Source organism: Leifsonia sp. PS1209 (genome assembly GCF_012317045.1).
Classification (GTDB): domain Bacteria; phylum Actinomycetota; class Actinomycetes; order Actinomycetales; family Microbacteriaceae; genus Leifsonia.
Map to the genome: position 1 here is coordinate 1,779,045 of NZ_CP051154.1, position 22,462 is coordinate 1,801,506.

22 protein-coding genes are annotated in these 22,462 nt (G+C 68.8%); 14 read left to right on the plus strand and 8 right to left on the minus strand.

Annotated features, from left to right (window positions below):
* Positions 1-34 precede the first annotated feature (34 nt).
* Positions 35-1,126 carry a GNAT family N-acetyltransferase gene (locus tag HF024_RS08405; protein ID WP_168689265.1) on the minus strand — a complete coding sequence of 364 codons (1,092 nt, stop codon included), beginning with the start codon at positions 1,124-1,126 and terminating at the stop codon, positions 35-37.
* A gap of 218 nt (positions 1,127-1,344) precedes the next feature.
* Between HF024_RS08405 and HF024_RS08410 the strand changes: the two genes are divergently transcribed.
* From HF024_RS08410 to smc, 6 genes are all read left to right on the plus strand, one after another.
* Positions 1,345-2,565, plus strand: a complete 1,221-nt coding sequence (locus tag HF024_RS08410; RefSeq protein ID WP_085368598.1) for a branched-chain amino acid ABC transporter substrate-binding protein — start codon at positions 1,345-1,347, stop codon at positions 2,563-2,565.
* Positions 2,566-2,685: 120 nt separating this feature from the next.
* Positions 2,686-3,693 (plus strand): branched-chain amino acid ABC transporter permease, encoded by a 1,008-nt coding sequence (locus HF024_RS08415; RefSeq protein ID WP_085368597.1) that lies wholly within the window; start codon positions 2,686-2,688, stop codon positions 3,691-3,693.
* Entirely contained in the window at positions 3,690-4,910 is a 1,221-nt protein-coding gene (locus HF024_RS08420) for a branched-chain amino acid ABC transporter permease (RefSeq protein ID WP_085368596.1), read from the plus strand. The genes HF024_RS08415 and HF024_RS08420 overlap by 4 nt, the downstream gene beginning before the upstream one ends.
* Positions 4,907-5,815 carry an ABC transporter ATP-binding protein gene (locus HF024_RS08425; RefSeq protein ID WP_168689266.1) on the plus strand — a complete coding sequence of 303 codons (909 nt, stop codon included), beginning with the start codon at positions 4,907-4,909 and terminating at the stop codon, positions 5,813-5,815. The genes HF024_RS08420 and HF024_RS08425 overlap by 4 nt, the downstream gene beginning before the upstream one ends.
* Entirely contained in the window at positions 5,802-6,515 is a 714-nt protein-coding gene (locus HF024_RS08430) for an ABC transporter ATP-binding protein (protein ID WP_085368594.1), read from the plus strand. The genes HF024_RS08425 and HF024_RS08430 overlap by 14 nt, the downstream gene beginning before the upstream one ends.
* Before the next feature lie 156 nt (positions 6,516-6,671).
* Entirely contained in the window at positions 6,672-10,247 is a 3,576-nt protein-coding gene (gene smc / locus HF024_RS08435) for a chromosome segregation protein SMC (RefSeq protein ID WP_168689267.1), read from the plus strand.
* A gap of 4 nt (positions 10,248-10,251) precedes the next feature.
* Here smc and HF024_RS08440 read toward each other — a convergent pair whose 3' ends face one another.
* On the minus strand, positions 10,252-11,067 hold the full coding sequence (locus HF024_RS08440) for a CHAD domain-containing protein (protein ID WP_247597370.1): 816 nt from the start codon (positions 11,065-11,067) through the stop codon (positions 10,252-10,254).
* A 30-nt stretch (positions 11,068-11,097) separates the two neighbouring features.
* On the opposite strand from HF024_RS08440, the gene ftsY reads away from it, so the two are divergent.
* Genes ftsY through ffh form a run of 3 tightly spaced genes read left to right on the plus strand, consistent with a single transcriptional unit; the run spans position 11,098 to position 14,089 of the window.
* Positions 11,098-11,973 (plus strand): signal recognition particle-docking protein FtsY, encoded by an 876-nt coding sequence (gene ftsY / locus HF024_RS08445; protein ID WP_085368591.1) that lies wholly within the window; start codon positions 11,098-11,100, stop codon positions 11,971-11,973.
* Between the two features lie 10 nt (positions 11,974-11,983).
* Entirely contained in the window at positions 11,984-12,484 is a 501-nt protein-coding gene (locus HF024_RS08450) for a DUF2004 domain-containing protein (RefSeq protein WP_168689269.1), read from the plus strand.
* A gap of 33 nt (positions 12,485-12,517) precedes the next feature.
* The gene (gene ffh, locus HF024_RS08455; protein ID WP_168689270.1) at positions 12,518-14,089 is read left to right on the plus strand and encodes a signal recognition particle protein; all 1,572 of its coding nucleotides are present in this window, start codon (positions 12,518-12,520) and stop codon (positions 14,087-14,089) included.
* Between the two features lie 10 nt (positions 14,090-14,099).
* Here the strand turns inward: ffh and HF024_RS08460 are convergent, their stop codons facing one another.
* From HF024_RS08460 to HF024_RS08470, 3 genes are all read right to left on the minus strand, one after another.
* A complete protein-coding gene (locus tag HF024_RS08460) occupies positions 14,100-14,771 on the minus strand; it encodes an SGNH/GDSL hydrolase family protein (protein ID WP_247597371.1) in 672 nt (223 codons plus the stop codon).
* A 121-nt stretch (positions 14,772-14,892) separates the two neighbouring features.
* Positions 14,893-15,621: an SGNH/GDSL hydrolase family protein gene (locus HF024_RS08465; RefSeq protein WP_247597372.1), complete on the minus strand. Its 729-nt coding sequence runs from the start codon at positions 15,619-15,621 to the stop codon at positions 14,893-14,895.
* A 71-nt stretch (positions 15,622-15,692) separates the two neighbouring features.
* A complete protein-coding gene (locus tag HF024_RS08470) occupies positions 15,693-16,832 on the minus strand; it encodes a glutamate--cysteine ligase (RefSeq protein WP_168689271.1) in 1,140 nt (379 codons plus the stop codon).
* Positions 16,833-17,015: 183 nt separating this feature from the next.
* Between HF024_RS08470 and rpsP the strand changes: the two genes are divergently transcribed.
* The 3 genes from rpsP to rimM are packed head-to-tail and all read left to right on the plus strand — an operon-like array spanning position 17,016 to position 18,352.
* Positions 17,016-17,501, plus strand: coding sequence for a 30S ribosomal protein S16 (gene rpsP, locus HF024_RS08475; RefSeq protein ID WP_085368586.1), 486 nt, complete (start codon positions 17,016-17,018; stop codon positions 17,499-17,501).
* Between the two features lie 4 nt (positions 17,502-17,505).
* Entirely contained in the window at positions 17,506-17,736 is a 231-nt protein-coding gene (locus HF024_RS08480; RefSeq protein ID WP_055893072.1) for an RNA-binding protein, read from the plus strand.
* Between the two features lies 1 nt (position 17,737).
* Positions 17,738-18,352 carry a ribosome maturation factor RimM gene (rimM, locus tag HF024_RS08485; RefSeq protein WP_168690837.1) on the plus strand — a complete coding sequence of 205 codons (615 nt, stop codon included), beginning with the start codon at positions 17,738-17,740 and terminating at the stop codon, positions 18,350-18,352.
* A 61-nt stretch (positions 18,353-18,413) separates the two neighbouring features.
* Here rimM and HF024_RS08490 read toward each other — a convergent pair whose 3' ends face one another.
* The gene (locus HF024_RS08490; RefSeq protein WP_168689272.1) at positions 18,414-19,076 is read right to left on the minus strand and encodes a GntR family transcriptional regulator; all 663 of its coding nucleotides are present in this window, start codon (positions 19,074-19,076) and stop codon (positions 18,414-18,416) included.
* A gap of 90 nt (positions 19,077-19,166) precedes the next feature.
* On the opposite strand from HF024_RS08490, the gene HF024_RS08495 reads away from it, so the two are divergent.
* Together HF024_RS08495 and trmD are read left to right on the plus strand one after the other, a co-directional pair.
* Positions 19,167-20,333: an MFS transporter gene (locus HF024_RS08495; protein WP_168690838.1), complete on the plus strand. Its 1,167-nt coding sequence runs from the start codon at positions 19,167-19,169 to the stop codon at positions 20,331-20,333.
* 28 nt (positions 20,334-20,361) lie between these two features.
* Positions 20,362-21,048: a tRNA (guanosine(37)-N1)-methyltransferase TrmD gene (gene trmD, locus HF024_RS08500; protein WP_085368582.1), complete on the plus strand. Its 687-nt coding sequence runs from the start codon at positions 20,362-20,364 to the stop codon at positions 21,046-21,048.
* A gap of 81 nt (positions 21,049-21,129) precedes the next feature.
* Here trmD and HF024_RS08505 read toward each other — a convergent pair whose 3' ends face one another.
* Together HF024_RS08505 and map are read right to left on the minus strand one after the other, a co-directional pair.
* Positions 21,130-21,585, minus strand: coding sequence for an SRPBCC family protein (locus HF024_RS08505; protein ID WP_085368581.1), 456 nt, complete (start codon positions 21,583-21,585; stop codon positions 21,130-21,132).
* Positions 21,586-21,690: 105 nt separating this feature from the next.
* Positions 21,691-22,458, minus strand: a complete 768-nt coding sequence (gene map / locus HF024_RS08510) for a type I methionyl aminopeptidase (protein ID WP_168689273.1) — start codon at positions 22,456-22,458, stop codon at positions 21,691-21,693.
* Positions 22,459-22,462: the final 4 nt, after the last annotated feature.

Sequence of the window (22,462 nt, forward strand, 5' to 3'; positions counted from 1 at the left end):
TTGCGTGGGCACGGGATGGGGCGAGCCGGGCCCGCTAGCGCAGCGTCTTCTGCCAGTTGCCGGTGAGGGCGTGGGGGCGGAAGCCGAAGGCGTCGTTGACCGCGAGCATCGGCGCGTTCTCGTCGGCGTTCCAGGTGAGCAGCCGGTGGATGCGCGGGGCCAGGTCGGCCAGCCTGCGCAGGTTCTCGAGTTTCACCAGCGTGCCGAGCCGCTTCCCGCGGTGCGCGGCGGCCACCAGCGTGTCGTACTGCTCCGCCTTGCCTCCGTCGTCCGGCACCGCGATCTCCGTGTACGCGGCCAGCTCGCCGCTCGGGATGTGCTGGGCCACCGTGACGAGCAGCGGCTCTCCGCGCTCGATCAGCTCGTCCTCGTGGCGGCGGACCCGCTCCGGGGTCCAGGCTTCGTCGTCGAGGGCGATCCCGGAGTGCGGCACGTCGACCGTCATCCGTTCTTTGAGAGCGGAGAAGGCGGAGGCCAGCTCGTCCGGGGCGTGCCGCCACCAGCTGATCGTGCGGTAGTCGCGCGAGTGGTCGACGGCGTCCGCCAGCAGGGCGGCGGCGCGACCGGGGTCGAGCGGGAGCGCCAGCTCGCTCGACCGTTCGATCTGGCCGAGCCGGTAGCCGTGGGAGAGGGCGAAGCGCACGTCGGGGGAGTCCGCCGGCAGCCCGCTGCTTCCCGCGGAGGCGCGCACGACGTCGCCGCCCGGCGGGATCGTGGCAGCCGGATGTTCGGTGTACGCGGACACCGCCGTCCTCCCGCCGTCCGCCGCCAGCTCCTCGCCCTTCGCCAGGAGCGCCGACCCGATCCCGCGGCCGCGCACGGCGGGGGCGACGTCGACGAGCAGCGTGGCCGTCACCGCGTCCTCCTCCAGCGGGAAGTCGGCGACGACACGCCCGACGACGGCGCCGTCGAGCACCGCGGCGAAGAGCAGCTTCTCGTGGAACTCCTGCGCGCGGAACGACGCCAGCTCCGCCTCGGCGGTGTACACGAAATCGTCGTTACCCCAGAGCGAGACGGCGATCCCGTTCATCACGGACACCAGTTCTTCGAAGGCCGCGGATTCGGGAGTGCCGAGACGCCCCGGCAGGGGGATCCGCACGATCGTGACGTGGCCGTCACCGAGCATCCATCGCCTCCTCGCCGGTTGCGCGAACCGAGTGTTCCCGAGCCTAACCCGGCCTCGTCGCCGTGAACAGGGCGAGCCGATTTGGTTTCGATCGTGTAAATCTCCGTAAGAAAGTGCGTTGCGATTAGTTGCAATGCATGTACTCTCGACACACATATTCGTGGTGCGAAGAGGCAACCACGCCGCTTCGTTACGAATTTCACGTCGAGAGGCAAGAGATGCTACGAAAGAAAGTCATCATCGGTGCGGCTGTTGCAGCGTCAGCCGCGCTGTTCCTGGCGGGGTGCGCCAATCAGGCGTCCACGGGTGGATCGACAAACTCGAGTTCGAAGGTCAACATTCCGGCCATCACCTCGATCGACACCCCGAAGGACGCCGTGCTCCCTGCCGGTGACGGAAAGGCGACCTGTGCCGCTGGGCTGACCATCGGCTATGTCGGAGCGGAGACGGGCCCGAACGCCCAGCTCGGTATCAACATCTACAACGGCATCCAGCTGGCGATCAACCAGCACAACGAGGCCAACAAGGGCTGCCAGGTCGGCTTCAAGAAGTTCGACACGGAGGGCGACCCGAACAAGGCCACCGGCCCCGTCACGCAGGCCGTCAACGAGGCGGACATCGTCGGCGTCATCGGCCTCCCGTTCTCGGGTGAGTCCAAGGCGACCGGCAACATCTTCGAGCAGCAGGGGCTGGTGCACATCACCCCGTCCGCGACCAACCCCGACCTGACGAAGAACGGTTGGACGACCTTCTTCCGTGGCCTCGGCAACGACGCGGTGCAGGGTCCTGCCGCCGCGAAGTTCCTCACGGGCAAGCTGGAAGCCAAGAAGGTGTACCTGGTCCAGGACGACTCCGACTACGGCATCGGCCTCGCGACCACCACCTCGAAGGCTCTCGGCGACGCGCTCGTCGGAACCGACAAGGTGACCACCGGCCAGAAGGACTTCTCGGCCGTCGTCTCGAAGATCATCAACGCCAAGCCGGATGCGGTCTACTACTCGGGCTACTACGCCGAGGGTGCTCCGTTCGACCAGCAGCTGGTCGCGAAGGGCTTCGAGGGAACGTTCGTCGCACCGGACGGCGTGAAGGACGACCAGTTCATCAAGCTGGCCGGCGACGCATCCAGCAACGCGTACTTCACCTGCCCCTGCATCCCCGGCGAGCTGATCCCGGACTTCGAGAAGGCGTACAAGACGCTCGCGAGCGCCGAGCCCGGCACGTACTCCATCGAGGGCTACGACGCGGCGACCGTGCTCCTGTCCGGCATCGACCAGGGCAAGACCACCCGTGCCGACCTCAAGGACTTCGTGAAGTCCTACGACAAGGACGGGCTGAGCAAGCACTACAAGTGGGACTCCACGGGTGAGCTGCAGGCGCCGACCGTCTACGGGTACAAGGTCGAGGGCGGCAAGATCGTCCCGATCGGAACCATCGGATAGCGCGACATAGAAAGGGATGCGGCGGGCGGCCTCCCGCGCCGCCCGCCGCATCCGTCGTCCCACCTGTCCGTTTCCGACCGGATCACGTACGATCCCTTCCTGTTCGATCTGGATGCCTGAATGCTCGAAACCCTTGTCCTCCACCCGGTCATCGACAACTCCTGGATCAACTTCGATGTCCCTTCCCTAATACAGAACTTCTGGGGCGCGACCTTCGACGGACTCACGTTCGGGGCCATCTACGGCCTCATCGCCGTCGGGTACACGCTCGTCTACGGTGTGCTGAACCTGATCAACTTCGCGCACTCCGAGGTGTTCATCGTCGGCGCGTACGGCGTCGTCATCACCCTCACCTCGCTGGGCTTCGGCCCCTCCATCCCGAACCTGTCGCTCGCGGCGATCATCGGTGACCTCCTCCTCGCCCTGCTCGTCGGCATGGTGGCGTCCGCGGTCACCGCTTTCCTGCTCGAACGGATCGCATACCGGCCGTTGCGAAGACGCAATGCGCCACGATTGGCGTTCCTCATCACCGCCATCGGCGCGTCGTTCGCCATCCAGTCGCTGATCTTCGTGATCCGCGGCGCGAACGCCGAGCCTGCGGTGACGATGTTCAAGCCGATCCCGGTGTTCGACGTGTTCGGCACCATCATCAACAGCCAGTCGATCATCATCGTGGTGGCCGCTGTCGTGCTGATGATCCTGACCGACATGTTCATCCGGCGCACCCGCACCGGCCGCGGCATCCGCGCCGTGGCCCAGGACCCGGACACCGCGACCCTGATGGGCGTGAACAAGGAACGGATCATCGTGATCACGTTCGTGCTCGGCGGCATCCTCGCCGGTGCAGCTGCCCTGTTCTACGTGATGCTCGTGCCATCCGGTGTCATATACACGGGCGGCTTCGTGCTCGGCATCAAGGCGTTCGCCGCCGCGGTGCTCGGCGGCATCGGCAACGTGCGCGGAGCGCTTCTGGGTGGACTTCTGCTCGGATTGATCGGAAACTACGGACAGATCCTGTTGGGCGACTCCCAGTGGACAGACGTCATCGCCTTCGTGGTGCTGGTGCTGGTGCTGCTGGTCAAGCCGACAGGAATCCTCGGTACCTCACTGGGGAGGAGCAGAGCATGAGCACGTCAGACGGACCCCGGGTGCTCCCGGATGCGCGCAGCGAGCAGGCACTGGATGCTGCGGAGGCCAAGCGCAAGAGAGGCGGGCCCCTCCAGGGCTTCCGCGACCGCTGGAACGGGCTGCCACGCCAGATCCAGTGGCTGTGGATGCTCATCGTGGTGGCTCTCGCCTTCGCCCTTCCGTACCTGAACTTCTTCCCGCTGACCACGGAGCCGGGCAACGACTGGCCGCTGGCCTGTTTCGCGATGGCCGTGTACGCGCTGATCGCCGTCGGCCTGAACGTGGTTGTCGGCTACGCCGGTCTGCTCGACCTCGGCTACGTGGCGTTCTTCGCGGTCGGGTCGTACACCGCGGCGATGCTGACCAGCCCGGACTCGCCGTTCCTCAAGATCCCGTACCTCTGGACGATTCCGGTGGCGATGGCGGTCGCGATGATCTTCGGCGTCGTGCTCGGTGTTCCGACGCTGCGCCTGCGCGGTGACTACCTCGCCATCGTGACGCTCGGCTTCGGTGAGATCGTGCGCATCCTGGCCACGATCATCCCGGCGCTGAAGGGTCAGGTCGGCTTCCAGAACGTCGGGCACCCGCCGGGAGAGGATGCCAAGGGCATCCCGATCTTCTCGAACTCGAACGGCATCCCGTGGTACTGGCTGACGCTGACGATCATCATCATCGTGCTGCTGCTGGTCGGCAACATGGAGCGCAGCCGCGTCGGCCGGGCCTGGATCGCGATCCGCGAGGACGAGGACGCCGCAGAGATCATGGGCGTCCCGACCTTCAAGTACAAGGTGTGGGCGTTCGCGATCGGCGCGGCGGTCGGCGGTCTCTCCGGAGCGCTGTTCGCCGGTCAGGTCGGCTTCGTGAACAATCAGAAGTTCGACGTGCAGACCTCGATCCTGTTCCTCGCCGCCGTGGTCCTCGGCGGTACGGGCAACAAGGTGGGGGCCCTGCTCGGTGGTGCGATCGTGGCGTACATCCCGCTGCGCTTCACCGCCATCGCCGACTACAAGTACCTGATCTTCGGCGTCGCCCTGGTGGTGCTGATGATCTTCCGGGCGAAGGGTCTCGTGCCCGCCAAGCAGCGCCTGCTCGCCTACGGCCGCAACGCATACCGGTATCTGGTGAGCAAACCGGCGCCCCCGGCGACGGGTAGCACACCGCGGACGCCGAGCGCGCCGACCACACCGCCAGCAACGCCGAACGGAGGCGCATCATGACAGACGCCAACGCAAACGCCGGCGCCGACCTCCCGGACGGCGCAGACCAGGCGGCCCTCGCCGACCTGGACGTCGACCTCGACGTCGCGGCTGCGGCCGCCCCCGACCGCGACATCGCGGTGGAGGTGGGCGACAAGCTCGTCGAGGTGAAGAACCTCACCGTCAAGTTCGGCGGCCTGCTCGCCCTCGACGACGTGAGCTTCGACATCAAGCGCGGCGAGATCCTCGGGCTGATCGGCCCGAACGGTGCGGGCAAGACCACCTGCTTCAACGCCATGACCGGCGTGTACAAGCCGACCAGCGGCGACGTGCTGCTGGAGGGCAAGTCGATCAAGGGGCAGAAGCAGCACCAGATCACCCGCCTCGGCCTGGCGCGCACCTTCCAGAACATCCGCCTGTTCGGCGAGATGAGCGCGCTCGAGAACGTGGTGGTCGGTCTGGACGCCAGGCACCGCACCTCGGTGCCGGGCGCCCTGGTGCGGTCGCCCAGGCACATCCGTGAGGAGAAGTCGGCGATCGAACGCGGGATGGCGCTGCTCGAGTTCGTGGGCATCGCCGACCTGGCGAGCACCGCATCCCGCCAGTTGCCGTACGGCTACCAGCGGAGGCTCGAGATCGCGCGCGCTCTCGCGACCGACCCGAAGGTGCTCTGCCTGGACGAGCCGGCCGCCGGCTTCAACCCCGCGGAGAAAGAGGACCTGATGGACCTCATCCGCACGATCAGGGCCGACGGGTACACCGTGCTGCTGATCGAGCACGACATGCGCCTGGTGATGGGCGTCACCGACAGGATCGTGGTGCTCGAGTTCGGCAGGAAGCTCGCCGACGACGTTCCGCTCGCGATCCGCAACGACCAGCGCGTGATCGCCGCCTACCTGGGGGAGCCTGAAGATGACGTTGCTTGAACTGAAGAACGTGAGCGTCTCCTACGGGCGCATCGAGGCCATCCACGACATGTCGTTCTCGGTGGAGGAGGGCGAGATCGTCAGCCTCATCGGGGCGAATGGCGCTGGCAAGTCGACCACGATGAAGACGATCTCCGGCATCCTGAACCCGTCGCAGGGGTCGATCACCTTCGACGGCCAGGACATCACCAAGATGAAGGCGCACATCCGGGTCATCCGGGGCATCTCGCAGGCGCCGGAGGGCCGGGGCATCTTCCCCGGCATGACGGTGCTGGAGAACCTGGACATGGGCGCGTTCGGCCGCAAGGACCGCAGCGGGATGGACGCGGACTTCGAGCGCGTGTTCAACCTGTTCCCGCGCCTGGCCGAGCGCAAGACGCAGGTGGGAGGGACGATGTCCGGAGGCGAGCAGCAGATGCTCGCCATCGGCCGCGCCCTGATGTCCGCGCCGCGGCTGCTGCTGCTCGATGAGCCGTCGATGGGGCTCGCCCCGCAGTTCATCAAGCAGATCTTCTCGATCATCACCGAGATCAACAAGCAGGGCACGACCATCCTGCTCGTCGAGCAGAACGCCAACCAGGCCCTCGCCCGCGCCCACCGCGGCTTCGTCCTGGAAACCGGCTCGATAACCCACTCCGGCACCGGCAAGGAACTCCTTGCCAACCCCGCCATCAAGGAGGCCTACCTCGGCGTCGGCTGACCTCCCCGTCCATCGAGTCCGAACTTGTTCACGCGACACGCCGGTGTCAGGCGTGAATAAGTTCGGACTCGATGCGTTCGGTGGCGGGGTGCAGGGGACGGGTCGGGTAAATTTGGGGCGACGGCGCGGTAGACGGACGAGAGCGAGGAGCGGCGGGTGTATCTGAAGAGCCTGACGCTCAAGGGGTTCAAGTCGTTCGCGCAGCCGACGACCTTCGCGTTCGAGCAGGGCGTCACCTGCGTGGTCGGGCCGAACGGCTCCGGCAAGTCCAACGTGGTGGATGCGCTCGCCTGGGTGATGGGGGAGCAGGGCGCGAAGACGCTCCGCGGCGGCAAGATGGAGGACGTCATCTTCGCCGGGACCTCCACCCGCGGCCCGCTCGGCCGCGCAGAGGTCACCCTCACCATCGACAACTCCGACGGCGCACTCCCGATCGAGTACTCCGAGGTCACCATCTCGCGCACGCTGTTCCGCAACGGCGGAAGCGAATACGCGATCAACGGCTCGGCCTGCCGCCTCCTCGACGTGCAGGAGCTGCTCAGCGACTCCGGACTCGGCCGCGAGATGCACGTCATCGTCGGCCAGGGGCAACTGGATGCGGTGCTGCACGCCAGCCCCGAGGACCGGCGCGGATTCATCGAGGAGGCCGCCGGCATCCTGAAGCACCGGCGGCGCAAGGAGAAGACCCTCCGCAAGCTGGAGGCGATGCAGACCAACCTCACCAGGCTGAGCGACCTCGCCGGGGAGATCAGGCGGCAGCTGAAGCCGCTCGGCCACCAGGCGGAGATCGCCAGGGAGGCGCAGTCGATCGCCGCCGTCGTACGCGACGCCAGGGCGCGCATCCTGGCCGACGACGTGGTGGCGCTGCGCACGGCGCTCGACGACCACGGCCGCACGGAGTCCGAGCGGCACAGCGAGCGGATCGTTCTGCAGGAGCAGCTGGAGCAGAAGCAGCTGAGGGTCGCACGGCTCGAACAGGCGCAGGTCGGCGACGAGGTCGACATCGCCCGGCGCACCGCGTTCGGCCTCGAGTCCGTGCAGGAGCGCCTCCGCAATCTCTACACGATGGCCAACCAGCGGCTCGCGCTGCTCGGCAGCCAGGCCGACGCACCGGATGCCGGCCCGAGCGTCAGCCAGCAGATGGTCCAGGATGCGCGCGACGAGGTCGACAGGCTCCGCACCGTGGTCACCGAGGCGGAGGCCGCGTGGACCGCCGCGCAGGCCGCCACCCGGTCCGCCCGCGGCCGGCTCGACGCCGTCGACGACGAGATCGCCGCCCAGAGCGCCCTCGTCTCCCGCCACGACCTCGAACTGTCCAAGCTGACCGGCCAGGCCGACGCGGCGGCGCAGCGACTCGCCGCCGTGCGCGGAGAGGTGCTGCGCCAGCAGAACGCGCTGGATGCGGCCACCGACCGCCGGGAGAAGGCGCGCGCCGAGTTCGCCGCCCGAGAGGCGGAGGCGGCGACGGCCGACGTCGGCGAGGGCAACCTCGACGAGGCGTACGAGCTGGCGCAGGCCGACGTCTTCGAGGCGGAGGGCGAGATCGAGCGCCTCCGCGAGGAGCTGCACACGCTGGAGCGCGAGCGCGACGCCCTCGCGGCGCGCACCAGCGCGCTGTCGTCCGCGCTCGACCAGAAGGACGGCTCTGCCGCCCTGGTCGCGGCCCGGCTGCCGGGTGTGCGCGGGCTGGTCGCCGAGCACATCCGCGTGCATCCCGGATTCGAGGCGTCGATCGCCGCGGCCCTCGGGTCGCTGGCGGATGCGGTGCTCGCCGACGACAGGGCGAGCGCGTTCGACGCGGTCGCCCAGGCATCGTCCGACGATCTGGGGCGGGTGGAGGTCATCATCGCCGACGCGTCCGCGTCCGAGGTCGACCTGTCCGGTGTCGCGGGCGTCGTCGCCGCGCGCTCGGTGGTCGAGGCCCCGGACGGCGTGCTCGGCATCCTGGCGTTCACGGCCATCGCCGACGACCTGGATGCCGCCAGGGCGGCGTCCGCCGCGTTCGCGAAGCGGAAGCTCGGCGGCCCGGTGACGATCATCACGAAGTCCGGAGAGGTGCTCACCGACTACGTGCTGCGCGGCGGCTCCGGCGCGAAGCAGAGCCGCATCGAGCTGATCGCCGACCGCGATGCTGCGGCGGACCGGCTGGGCGAGGTCACCTCCCTGATCGACAGGGCGAAGTTCGCCCTCGCCGAGCAGCGCGGTGTGCTGCAGGTGGCGAAGGAGCAGTCGCAGGCCGCGCTCGCCTCGCTCCGTGAGTTCGACGCGAAGCTGGCGGCGCAGACCGAGCAGCTCAACAGGCTCAAGGTGCAGCTGGAGGCGTCGCAGGCCGAGTTCGACCGCCTGAGCACCGCGCTGTCCCTCGCCGCGGAACGCGTCGCGGAGGCCGAGGCCGCCGCGGACAAGGCCAAGTCGGAGCTGGAGACGGCACGGTCCCGCCCGCGCCCGATCCTCGACGTGACCGCACGGGATGCGCTCTCCGCCGAGCTGGAGGCCGCCAGGGAGGCGGAGGTCGAATCCCGGCTCTCCGTCGAGACGGCCAAGGAGCGCGTACGCGCAGAGCAGGCCAGGGGAGAGGCGCTCGCCCGGCAGCTGGACGCCGAGCGCGCCGCCGCGGAGGAGGCCGCCCGCCGCGCCGTCATCCGTCGCCGCCAAGTGGATGCGGCCACCGGCGTCATCGAGGCGCTTCCCGCCGTGCTCGACTCCGTCGACCGCTCCGTCGCGCAGGCGAGGGTGGAGCTGGCCGCCGCCGAGGCGAAGCGGTCGAGCCAGAACGACGAGCTCGCCACGCTGCGCCGCGAGGAGAACGCGGTGCGCGATCGCCTGCAGGTCATCACCGAGAGCGTGCACGGCCTCGAACTGCAGATCTACGAGAAGAAGCTGCACCTGTCGAGCCTGCTCGAACGCGCGGGCAGCGAACTCGGCCTGGTCGAGGACGTGCTGGTCGCCGAGTACGGCCCGGAGGTGCCCATCCCGGTCGACGCGCCCACGCCGGATGCGGCGGAGGACTCCGATCAGGACGGCGACGCGGGCCAGGACGGCGACGCCGAGCGCGAGACGGTCCCCTTCAACCGGGAGCAGCAGCAGAAGCGCCTCGCCGCCGCCGAGCGGAAGCTGGCGCAGCTCGGCCGCGTCAACCCGCTCGCGCTGGAAGAGTTCGCCGCCCTCGAACAGCGGCACAAGTTCCTCACCGAGCAGCTGACCGACCTCACCAAGACGCGCACAGACCTGCTGACGATCATCGAGGACATCGACGAGAAGATGCAGACCATCTTCGAGTCGGCCTTCGAGGACACCAAGGAGGCGTTCGGCTACGTCTTCCCCATCCTGTTCCCGGGAGGCACGGGAAGCATCTCGCTGACGGACCCGGAGAACCTGCTCACCACCGGCATCGAGGTGTCCGTGAAGCCGGCAGGCAAGAAGATCGAGCGGCTGTCGCTGCTCTCCGGCGGTGAGCGCTCGCTCGCGGCCGTCGCACTGCTGATCGCGATCTTCAAGGCGCGCCCCAGCCCGTTCTACATCATGGACGAGGTCGAGGCCGCCCTCGACGACGCCAACCTGGGCCGCCTGCTGACGATCTTCGAAGACCTCCGCGAGTCGAGCCAGCTCATCGTCATCACCCACCAGAAGCGCACGATGGAGATCGCGGACGCCCTCTACGGCGTCTCGATGCGCCAGGACGGCGTCTCCGCAGTGGTCGGCCAGCGCGTGGCGCAGGAGCAGGCCTCCTAGCGGATCAGAGCGCGTCCGCCACGCCGGCCACGAGGTCGTCGAGCCCGGCCAGTCTCTCGTCGGCGCGCTGCTCGCAGGCTGAGGCCAGACGCTCCACCCCGGCCGCCGCAGCGGGCGACAGCTCGGCGTCCTCGGCCTTCTGCCGCAGGTGGGCGGCAAGGAGCACCAGGTCCCGGTGGTCGCCGAGCGCGTCCTGCAGCGCCTCCGCGGCCGCTGCCAGCCGCACGGCGTCCCGGCCGAACAGGTCGGCGACGGCCTCTGCCGCGTAGCGCAGGCGCCTGGCGGCCTTCCTGGTCGTGTGCTTGGCCTCCAGCGAGGCGTCCGCCGGCGCGGTCACCCGGCGGGCGGCGCGGCGCAGCCCTTTCCTGGCCGTCTTCCTCGGATGGTCGGCTCCGCGGCTGCTGAGCGGAGGGGCGGCCGCGAACGAGACGGTGTCGGCGACGAGACGGCGGTCGCTCCTGCCGCTCAGCTCGGAGAGGAGACGGGTGACGGCGGCGGCGTGTGCGGAGCGGGCGTCCGCGGCGAAGGCGACGACCGCATCCATCGTCGGTGTGTCGAGCCCAGGATCGGCCGCCAGCCCATCGAGCGCCTCCGCCAGCACCTCCAAATCGCGCACCACGCCCAGCCGTGTGCCCAGCGCTCTGAGCCGCCGTCGCAGCCGCTTGGCGTCGTCCTTCTCGAACGCGCGCCGGTACACCCCGAGGATGCTCCGCAGCCTGCGCACCCTGGTGCGCGCCTGGTGCACGGCGTCGTCCCCGCCGGTCTCGATCGCCACCAGCTGCTCGGCGAGCTCCGCCGACACCGCCACGAGAGAGAACATGGTCACACGCTAACAACTACGCTGGGAGCTATGGCAGAACGCACCCCCTGGTCTTTGTCCGGCGCGCTCCGCGGCATGTTCGCGAAGAAGACGATCGACGACACCACCTGGGACGACCTCGAGACGGCGCTCATCACCGCCGATTTCGGACCGGATGTGACCGAGGCGATCGTCGACGACCTGCGCGCCAAGGTCGACCGCTACCACACCACCGATCCGGCCGACCTGCAGCGGATGCTCCGCGAGAGCCTCGAAGAGCGCCTCTCCAAGCTCGACACCACGCTCAAGTTGAGCGACCGTCCCGCCGTCGTGCTGGTCGTCGGCGTCAACGGCGTCGGCAAGACCACCACCATCGGCAAGTTCGCCAAGTTCCTGCGCACCTACGACCGCACCGTCGTGGTCGGCGCGGCGGACACGTTCCGTGCGGCGGCCGTCGAGCAGCTCGCCACCTGGGCGCAGCGTGCAGGGGTCGAGATCGTCCGCCCGCAGCAGCAGGGCCAGGATCCGGCGTCCGTCGCGTTCCAGACCGTCGAGAAGGCCAAGAACGACGGCACGGAGATCGTGATCATCGACACGGCAGGGCGGCTGCAGACCAAGGGCGGCCTGATGGACGAGCTGTCCAAGATCAAGAGGGTGGTGGAGAAGCAGGCTCCCATCGCCGAGGTGCTGCTGGTGCTCGACGCGACCACCGGTCAGAACGGGCTCGCCCAGGCGGAGGCGTTCATCGAGCACGCCGGGGTCACCGGGCTCGTGCTCACGAAGCTCGACGGCTCGGCCAAGGGCGGCTTCGTGCTCGCCGTGCAGGAGAAGACGGGCATCCCGATCAAGCTCGTCGGGCAGGGCGAGGGCATCAACGACCTCACCGGTTTCACCGCGCACGTCTTCGCTCAGCAGCTGGTCGGCTAGGGGCGCGGGCATGGCCATCGAACACGACTACTTCGGCATCATCGACGAGACCGCATCCGGTGGGCTCGCCTGGAACAACTCCGCCGACCTCTCCGAGCAGGTGGTCGAGGTCGACCTGCTTGCCGACGACGAATCGGCGGTGACCGAGTTCGCCCTGGATTCCGCCGCCGCGCTCATCCAGGCCATCGACGGATTCGACGCCCGGGCACGGGATGCGCTCATCGCCGAGCTGAGCTCGCGACAGTCCGCCACCGTGGCGTACATCGACGAGCACGTCGAGAAGCTGGGGGAGACCCTGCTCGACCTGCTCGTGCACAACTCGGGCGACATCGCCGTCGACGTGCTGCGCTCCCTGCAGCTGCTGCGCATCCTGCTGCAGCCAGACCACTCCGACGAGGAGGAGGTCTTCGCCACGTTCGACTACTCGATCAGCCCGGACGAGACGGATGCGCTGCTCACCGTGTCGTTCGACATCCGGGGCGACGTGGTCGCGGTCGACACGCAATCCTGACGCACAGCATCCGCCCGGTAAACTGGTTGGATCATGGCTACTTTCGGATCGCTGTCTGACCGCCTGGCAGATACCTTCAAGAACCTTCGCACCAAGGGCAAGCTCTCTCCGGCCGACGTCGACGGCACCGTGCGCGAGATCCGTCGCGCCCTGCTCGACGCCGACGTCGCGCTCCCCGTCGTCAAGGAGTTCACCGGCAAGGTGCGCGAGCGCGCCCTGAGCGACGAGGTCAACAAGGCCCTCAACCCCGCTCAGCAGGTGGTGCAGATCGTCAACGAGGAGCTCGTCGAGATCCTCGGCGGCCAGCAGCGCAGGCTGCAGTTCGCGAAGAAGCCGCCGACCGTCATCATGCTCGCCGGCCTCCAGGGTGCAGGTAAGACCACGCTCGCCGGCAAGCTCGCGAAGTGGCTCGTGAAGGACGGGCACACGCCCGTGCTCGTCGCGGCCGACCTCCAGCGCCCGAACGCCGTCACCCAGCTGCAGATCGTCGGAGAGCAGGCGGGGGTCCCCGTCTACGCCCCGGAGCCGGGCAACGGCGTCGGCAACCCGGTGCGCGTCGCGAAGGACGCCCTGAAGTTCGCGGAGACCAAGCAGTACGACACGGTCATCGTCGACACCGCCGGCCGCCTCGGCGTCGACGCCGAGCTGATGAAGCAGGCGTCGGACATCCGAAAGGCCGTCGACCCAGACGAAGTGCTGTTCGTGATCGACGCCATGATCGGTCAGGATGCGGTGGCCACGGCCAAGGCGTTCCAGGACGGCGTCGACTTCACCGGTGTCGTGCTGTCCAAGCTCGACGGCGACGCCCGCGGTGGCGCAGCCCTCTCCGTCGCGTCCGTCACCGGACGCCCGATCATCTTCGCCTCCACCGGTGAGGGACTGGACGACTTCGAGCCGTTCCACCCCGACCGCATGGCGTCGCGCATCCTCGACCTCGGCGACATCCTCACCCTCATCGAGCAGGCCCAGGAGGCCTTCGACGAGGAGGAAGCGCGCAAGGTCGCCGAGAAGTTCGCGACGGACAGCTTCACGCTCGACGACTTCCTCAAGCAGATGCAGCAGCTGCGCAACATGGGCTCCATCAAGAAGATGATGGGCATGCTGCCGGGAGCCGGCGCCATGAAGCAGCAGCTCGACAACTTCGACGAGAAGGAGATCGTGCGCACCGAGGCGATCATCCAGTCGATGACCAAGGCGGAGCGCACCACGCCGAAGCTGCTGAACGGCTCGCGCCGCCTGCGCATCGCGAAGGGGTCCGGCTCCACGGTGACCGAGGTGAACCAGCTCGTCAACCGGTTCGAGCAGGCCGCCAAGATGATGAAGACCGTCGCAAAGGGCGGCGTGCCGAACGTGCCGGGCATGGGTCCGATCCCGGGCGCCAGCTACGGCGGCAAGGCCAAGCAGCAGCCCAAGAAGAAGGGCTCGCGCTCCGGCAACCCGGCCAAGCGCGCGGCGGAGAACGCAGCGCTCAGCTCCGGCGCGAAGCCGTCGACCGGCGCGCAGGGCGGCTCGGGCTTCGGCCTCGGCGGCGGCGCGGGCGCCGGCAAGCAGGGTGGCCCATCCGAGGAGGAGCTGGCCTCGCTGCAGAAGTTCCTCGGCCGCTAGGGCGCGAGCGCTACAGCGCGAGGGACTTCGGCGCGAGCTTGGTCTCGATCGCCTTCGCGACGATCTCCTGACCGGCCGGGTTCGGGTGGATGCCGTCCGCCTGCAGCCACTCCGGGTGGCCGACGAGCGGGAAGCCGATGTCGACGAACGTGCCGTCCACGTCCTCCACGGCGGAGCGGAACGCGTCGTCGACCATCGTGATGGTCGCCGGCGGCTGGTCGGAGCCCCAGATGGCGGTGACGCCGATGATGTGCGCGCGGGGGAACGCGGAGCGAAGCGCTCCCACCAGTTCCGTGCTCTTCTGAGCGAGCGCCGCCGGGTCTTCCAGCCGGTCGTTCCTGGTCGCGGCGATCAGGATGTACGACGGCTTCAGCGCGACGGCCTGGTCGACCTGCTGCTGGAAGGTCGTGCCGTTCCAGCCGGGGTGCAGGAAGCCGGAGCCGGAGACGGCGAGGTCGGTGAGCCGCCAGTCGTGCACCTTCGCGACGAGGGCGGGCCAGGCCTGGTCCTGCTGGATGCCCTTGCCGAACGCGATGGAGTCGCCGATCGCGACGGCGACGGGACGCTCCGCGACCTGGGGCGCTGCGGCCGAGCGCTGCCCGGCGACGGGTTCCTGCGGTGCGGCGGCCGTGCATCCGGTGAGGACGACGGCGGCAGCCGTGGCGGCGGCGAGAAGGGCCACTCGGAGGCCACGGGTAGACAAGCGCACGGAGCGAGAGTAAGGGGCGGAAGCTGCGTGAAAGCTGTGTGTTTCAGAAGGTTCGATCAGCGGGCGGCCGCTGACCGCATCCGGTGGCCGCGAATCAGTGCGACGAGGCGTTCGCGGACTTCGTCGTGACCCTGGCCGCCGCGATCTTGTCCGCGATCAGCCCGGCGAGCAACTGCTGCCCCTCCGTCGTGGGATGCACGTTGTCCTTCTGCACCAGATCGGCGCGGTTCTGGAACGGCTGGCCGACATCGACCCAGGTGCCGTCGACCGCGAGCACGGCGCTGCGGACGATGCTCGCGACCACCGGCGTCGCCGGGGTCGGGGTGCCGGCACCCCAGATCGGGCCGACCCCGATGATGACCGCGTCCGGGAGGGCGGTGCGCAGCCTCTGCAGCTGTGCCGTCGCCGTCTGCTTGAGCTCGATGGTCGAGCCGAGCGTGTCGTTGCGGGTGGCCGCGACGAGCACGACCTGCGGCCGCAGGGCGATCGCCTGGGTCACCTGTGCCTCGTAGGTGTGCGTGTTGAGCCCCGGCGCGATGAAGCCGGATGCGCTGTCGGCGAAGTCGTTGAGCGTCCAGCCGAACTGGTCGGCGACGAGGAACGGCCAGGCGTCGTCGGAGGGGACGCCGTTGCCGATCGCGATCGAGTCTCCGATGGCGGCGGCGCGCACGGGCGCGTCGGAGGACGCCTGCGACGTCGGGGCCGGCGTCGGCTCTCCCGTGACGGTGGCTCCGCCGGCGAAGGCGGTGCATCCTGCGGTCACGGTGAGGACGATGGCGGCGATGGCGGCGGCGGCGATTCGGGTTATCGGTCGGGCGAGCACAGCAGAAAGCATACGTTGCCGGTTCGCAGAGGATGCTGAGCGGGGCAGCGAGCAGGGGAGCGGCGGCAGGGTCAGCTCCTGTCGAGTCCGTCGCGCAGCTCGTGCGTGAGCGAGCTGACGACCGCCTGCAGGCTGCCGCCGTTCGCCTCTGCGACCCGCAGCTGCCGCTGGTAGCTCGCGCCCTTCGACAGGATCACGTCGACCGTCTCCAGCTCGGCCAGGCAGCCGAGGCGTTCCGCCGTGGGGGAGAGGTCGACGATCAGGTCGCGCAGCGCGTCGGACACCAGCCGCTCGCTGCCGTCCGGTGCGGTGATGATCTCCGCATCCAGGCCGTAGCGGGCAGCGCGCCACTTGTTCTCCCTGACGAACCAGGGCTGCAGCGTGACCGGCTCCTCTCCGTCGTCCAGCTGGCCGGACATCCGGTCGGTGAGGCAGTGGATGATCGCGGCGACGGCGCCGACCTCGTCCGCCGTCGACATCCCGTCGCAGGCGCGCATCTCGACCGTTCCCCACTTCGGAGACGGCCGGATGTCCCAGCGCACCTCGCTGTGGTCGGTCACGACGCCGGTCGTCACCAGATCTTGCACGTACTCCTCGTAGTTCGCCCAGCTGCCGAACTGCCAGGGCAGCCCCGCCGTCGGCAGCTGCTGGAACATCAGCGCCCTGTTGGAGGCGTATCCCGTGTTCGCCCCCGCCCAGAACGGGCTGGATGCGCTGAGCGCCTGCAGGTGCGGATAGTAGGTGAGCAGGCCGTTGACGATCGGCAGCGCCTTCTCCCTGTCGTCGATGCCGACGTGCACGTGGATGCCCCAGATCATCATCTGGCGCCCCCACCACTGCGTGCGGTCGAGCAGGCGGTCGTAGCGCTCGTTCGGTGTGACCTTCTGGTCGAACCACTGGGCGAACGGATGCGTTCCCGCGCACATCAGCTCGACGCCGAGCGGGTCGATGACCTCGCGGACGAGCCCGATCAGCCCCTGGAGGTCGTCGACCGCATCCGGGACGGTGCGGTGCACCCGGCTGACCAGCTCGACGGTGTTCATCAGCAGTTCGTGGGTGATCTGCGGGTGCTCTTCGCCGTCCGGCCCGGAGAGCTCCTTCAGCACCTCCTCGGCGATCTGCACGAGGTCTCCGGTCGACGAGTCGACCAGCGCCAGCTCCCACTCGATTCCGACGGTGGAACGCTCGGATTCCGAGAATTCGATCTGCATAGTGGGCGTCCTGATCATTCGATTGTTCAAAGGGCGGCGGTATCTGACAGAATAGCTAGTTGAGTTCCCTCGTACCCGACCCTCTAATCAGGTGCGGTGGAACACCATAGACCTCCTGCCGAGTGTGCCCCCCACGCTCACGGCAGACAGTTCGTCACGTCACTCATACACACAGGAGAATTTGTGTCTGTCAAGATCCGTCTGAAGCGCCTCGGCAAGATCCGCGCACCGTACTACCGCATCGTCGTCGCCGACTCGCGCACCAAGCGCGACGGCCGTGTCATCGAGGAGATCGGTCTGTACCACCCGACCGAGGACCCCTCGGTCATCGAGGTCAACTCCGAGCGCGCGCAGTACTGGCTGAGCGTCGGCGCCCAGCCGACCGAGCAGGTCCTCGCACTCCTCAAGCTCACCGGAGACTGGGGCCAGTTCAAGGGCGACAAGAACGCCACCAGCACCGTCAAGGTCAAGGAAGCCAAGGTCGAGTTCCAGGCCGACGAGAAGAAGAAGCCTGTCCTCAAGCCGAAGGCGGAGAAGCCCGCTGCTGTCGCAGCAGAGGCCGAGGCCGTCGTCGAGGCAGAGGTCGAGGCCGAGGAGGCCGCTGAGGCCGAGGTCGTCGCCGAGGCCGAGGAAATCACCGAGGCTGCCGCCGACGGCGAGAAGGCGTAACACCTTGCTCGCACCCGCACTCGCGCACCTCGTCAAGGGGATCGTGGATCACCCGGACGACGTGCACGTCGTTGCAAAGAGTTCGCCCCGTGGCGAGGTCCTCGAGGTTCGTGTGAACCCCGAGGACCTCGGCAGGGTCATCGGCCGGTCCGGCCGCACCGCCAAGGCGCTGCGGACGCTGGTCGGTGCACTGGCCGACGGCCGACGCGTTCGCGTCGACGTCGTCGACGACTGAGGTGGCCGACCACAAGCTGCCCCGCAAGGACGCCGCACCGCGGCCGGATGAGACCCAGCTGCGGGTCGGACGGCTCACCAAGGCGCACGGCCTGAAGGGCGCGATCAAGGTCGAGCTCTACACGGACGAGCCCGAGAAGCGCTTCGTCCCAGGAGCGGTCTTCACCCTGCAGGTGCCGACCGCATCCAAATGGCACGGCAAGTCGCTCGAGCTGACCGAACTGCGCTGGTACAACGGCCACGCCGTGGCGTTCTTCGCCGGCGTGGACGACCGCTCGGAGGCGGAGACCCTCATCAAGGCGATCCTCTGGGTCAGCCAGGATGTGAAAGAGCTCCCCGACGAGGAGGACGCCTGGTACGACCACCAGCTGGTCGGACTCGATGCCCTCCGTGACGGCCAGAAGGTCGGTGTCGTCGCCCGCGTCGACCACCTTCCTGCGCAAGACCTGCTCGCGATCAAGACCGCGAACGGCGAAGTGCTGGTGCCGTTCGTCAAGGCGATCGTGCCCGAGGTCGACGTGACGGCGGGAACGGTGACGCTCACCCCGCCCGCCGGACTGTTCGAAGAACTGCCGGACGACGACGACGCGGATGCCGACGAACCAGCCCCCGAGTGACGCACTCTGATAGAAGAGCCCCGACCAGGAGTCGGGGCTCTTCTGCGTCCTGCACCCGCCGTCAGCGCACGATCGCGAGGCCGCGGGCGCGCAGGGTGCGGGTGTCGGCATCCAGTGCCGCCATCAGGCGCTCGTGCGTGCCGACGATGTGCCGGTGGATGCTGTCGGCCGCTGCCTCCGCATCCCGGGCGGCGAGCAGGCCGAGGATGTCGCGGTGCTCCTGCCAGGCGGTGCGGCGCGCCTCCTCCGTGCGCACTTCGAGCCAGCGGGTGCGGGCGAGCCTGGTCATGGCCGCGTCGACGCTGTCGGCGAAGAAGTGGTTGCCGGACAGCTGCGCGAGCTCCACGTGGAAGTGGGTGCCGGCGATCATCGCGTCGTCGCTCGGCCGGTGCAGGTCGAAGGCGCCGAGGCGGGTGGTGAGGTCGGCGATGGCGTCGTCGGAGGCGCGGGCGCAGCTGTGCCGGATCGCAGCGGACTCGACGGCGTCGCGGAGTTCGCTGAGCCGGGCGATCTCGCCGAGATCGATGGGGGTGATCTGCCAGGCGCGGCCGTCGCGCTCGACGAGGCCGTCGGCCTCCAGGCGCATCAGGGCGGCGCGGAGCGGGGTGCGGGACGCGCCGATGTCGGTTTCGAGGCCGCGTTCGGTCAGGCGTGCGCCCGGCATCCGTTCGAGGTCGAGGATCTGCGCGCGCAGCCGGTCGTAGACGGTCGTTTGCTCAGCCACGCGGAGACTCCTTTTGGTATACCGGCTTGGTATACCACTAGGGTATACCTCGTGACCTCCACCGTACAACGCACCCCGCGACCGTGGCTCATGCTGTCGTTCGGCGTCATCGCCCAGGCCAGCTCCACCGTGTTCGTGTCGACGCCCGCCTTCCTCATCCCGCTGCTGCACACCGAGCGCGGGCTCAGCCTCGCCGAGGCCGGGCTGCTCGCATCCGCACCGACCCTCGGGCTGGTCATCACACTCATCGGCTGGGGAGCGCTCAGCGACAGGATCGGCGAGCGCTGGGTGATCGCCTCCGGGCTCGCGCTGACCGCCGCCGTCGCCTTCGCGGCGATGTTCGCGAGCGACTACCTCAGCCTCGGCGCGCTGTTCCTGCTGGGAGGGATGGCGTCGGCGAGCCCCAACGCCGCCAGCGGGCGCGTGGTGATCGGCTGGTTCCCGAAGGAGCGTCGCGGACTCGCGATGGGCATCCGGCAGATGTGCCAGCCGCTCGGCGTGGCCGTCGCGGCGCTGACCATCCCGCAGCTCGCCGCGGCGGGCGGGATCGGCGCCGCACTGGCGGTGCCCGCCGTGCTCTGCGCCGTGTCCGCCGTGCTGTGCGCCGTCGGCATCGTCGACCCGCCCCGGCCTCCGCGGACGACGGGAGGGGATGCGCATCCACTGGCCGTGTGGAAGCCGTACAAGGAGACCTCGCTGCTGTGGCGCATCCACGGGGTGTCGATGCTGCTGGTGGTCCCGCAGTTCACGGTGTCGACGTTCGGGCTGGTCTGGCTGGTGACCGAACTGCACTTCTCCGCCCTCGCCGCCGGGATCGTGATCGGCGTGAGCCAGTTCGCGGGGGCGATCGGGCGCATCGGCGTCGGGGTGCTGAGCGACAAGGTCGGCAGCCACCTGCTGCCGCTGCGCTGGGTGTCCGTCGCGGCCGCCGTGGTGATGCTGCTGATGGGAGCAGCGTCGGCGCTCGGCGCGGTGTGGGCCGCGGTGATCCTGATCGTCGCGGCCATCGTCACCGTGGCGGACAACGGGCTGGCGTACACCTCGGTGGCGGAGATCGCCGGGCCGTTCTGGTCGGGCAGGGCGCTCGGCACGCAGAACACGGGCCAGTTCCTGGCGGCGTCCGTGGTGGGACCGGCGGTCGGGGGCCTCATCACGCTGCTCGGCTACCCGCTCGCCTTCGCAGCGGTGGCGCTCTGCCCGGTCATCGCGACGCCGCTCGTGCCCAGGGACAGGGAGCTCGCCGTCGTCCCGCAATAAGCGGCGCGCGCTCGCATAAGCTGGATGGATGCGCATCGACATCGTCACGATCTTCCCCGAGTTCTTCGATGTGCTCGACATCTCGCTGCTCGGCAAGGCCAGGCAGACCGGCCTGATCGACCTCGGCGTGCACAACCTGCGCGACCACACCCACGACAGGCACCGCACGGTCGACGACACCCCGTACGGCGGCGGCGCCGGCATGGTGATGAAGCCGGAGCCGTGGGGCGAGGCGCTCGACGGCATCCTGGAGGCGAGCCCCGGCGACCCGCTGGTGATCTTCCCGTCCCCGGCCGGAGACGTCTTCACCCAGTCGATCGCGCGCGAGCTCGCCGAGGAGAAGCACCTGGTCTTCGGATGCGGCCGATACGAGGGCATCGACCAGCGCGTCTTCGACGACACGGCATCCAGGGCCAGGGTGCGGCTGATGAGCATCGGCGACTACGTCCTCAACGGGGGAGAGGTGGCGACGATGGCGATGATCGAGGCGATCGGCAGGCTCATCCCCGGCGTGGTCGGCAACCCGGAGAGCCTGGTGCAGGAGTCCCACGAGGACGGCCTGCTCGAATACCCCAGCTACACCAAGCCGGCATCGTGGCGCGGCCACGACGTGCCTCCTGTGCTGCTCTCCGGCAACCACGGCGCCATCGCGGCGTGGCGGCACGAGCAGCAGCTCGAGCGCACACGCGCCGTGCGGCCGGACCTGCTGCCGTAGACGGAACGACAGACGCCCGCCCGCACGGCTGACCGAGCGGGCGGGCGTGTCACGCCGTCTCCGTGCGCGAAGAGTTCGGGATCAGTGCCCCACTTCACCCCGCCACGCGCCGGTCTCTGCGCCCTGGCTCTCGATGAAGCGCTTGAAGTTCTCCAGGTCCTTCTTCACCGCGTGGCTTCCGGCTCCGATGGCTGCGCCGATCTTCTCGATCAGGTCGGACGGTGTCCATTCCAGCTGCACGGTGACCTTGGTCGTCGTGTCCGACAGGCGGTGGAAGGTCACGACGCCGGCGTGCTGGACATCGCCGGAGATGCTCTTCCAGGCGACGCGCTCATCCGGCAGCTGCTCGGTGATGACGGTGTCGAACTCGCGCTCCTGGCCGCCGATCTTCACGCGCCAGTGATTGGTGGTCTCATCGACCTGCTTCACTTCTTCGACCTCGTCGAGGAAGTGCGGGAAAGACTCGAACTGAGTCCACTGGTTGTATGCGGTGGTCACGTCGACGTCCACATCGACGGATTCGGTCACGTCAGCCATAGGGGCTCCCTTCCGTTGCCGGCCGGATTCTCCGACCCGCCAGAACGGTAGACCGCCGGTGGAAGGCGCTGAAGGCCTGGACATCTGCGCCAGACCGTGTAGCCGTCAGTCTCGGGCGGTGAGGACGAGCGGGCCGTCCTCGGTGATCGCGACCGTGTGCTCGGAGTGCGCGCCGCGCGAGCCGTCAGCGCTGCGGAGTGTCCAGCCGTCCCTGTCGGTGTAGATCTCGTCGGTCGACTCGAGGAACCACGGCTCGATCGCGATGACGAGGCCTGGGCGCAGCGGGTAGCCGCGGCCGGCGCGGCCGTCGTTGGCGATGTGCGGGTCCCCGTGCATCGTGCGGCCGACGCCGTGGCCGCCGAACTGCAGGTTGACCGTGTATCCCTCCGCGTGCGCGACGGCGCCGATCGCGGCGGAGATGTCTCCGACCCTGCCGCCCGGCTGCGCGGCCTGGATCCCGGCGGCGAGGGCGCGGCGGGTGGTGTCGATGAGGTGGAGGTCGGCATCCCGGGGCTGACCGACCACCAGGCTGATCGCCGAGTCTGCCACCCAGCCGTCGACGGATGCGGCGAAGTCGAGGGTCAGCAGGTCGCCGTCCTGCAGGCGGTAGTCGTGGGGGAGTCCGTGCAGCACGGCGTCGTTCACCGACGTGCAGATGACCTTGCCGAACGGGCTGGCGCCGAACGACGGGTGGTAGTCGATGTAGCAGGACTCCGCGCCGGCCTTCCGGATCAGGTCGTGCGCGATGCGGTCGAGCTCCAGCAGGTTAACGCCCACCTTCGCCGCGGCAGCGGTCTGCTGCAGCACGTCGGCCACGAAACGGCCGGCCGGCCGCATCTGCTCGATCTCGGCGGGGGTCCTCAACTCGATCACGGTG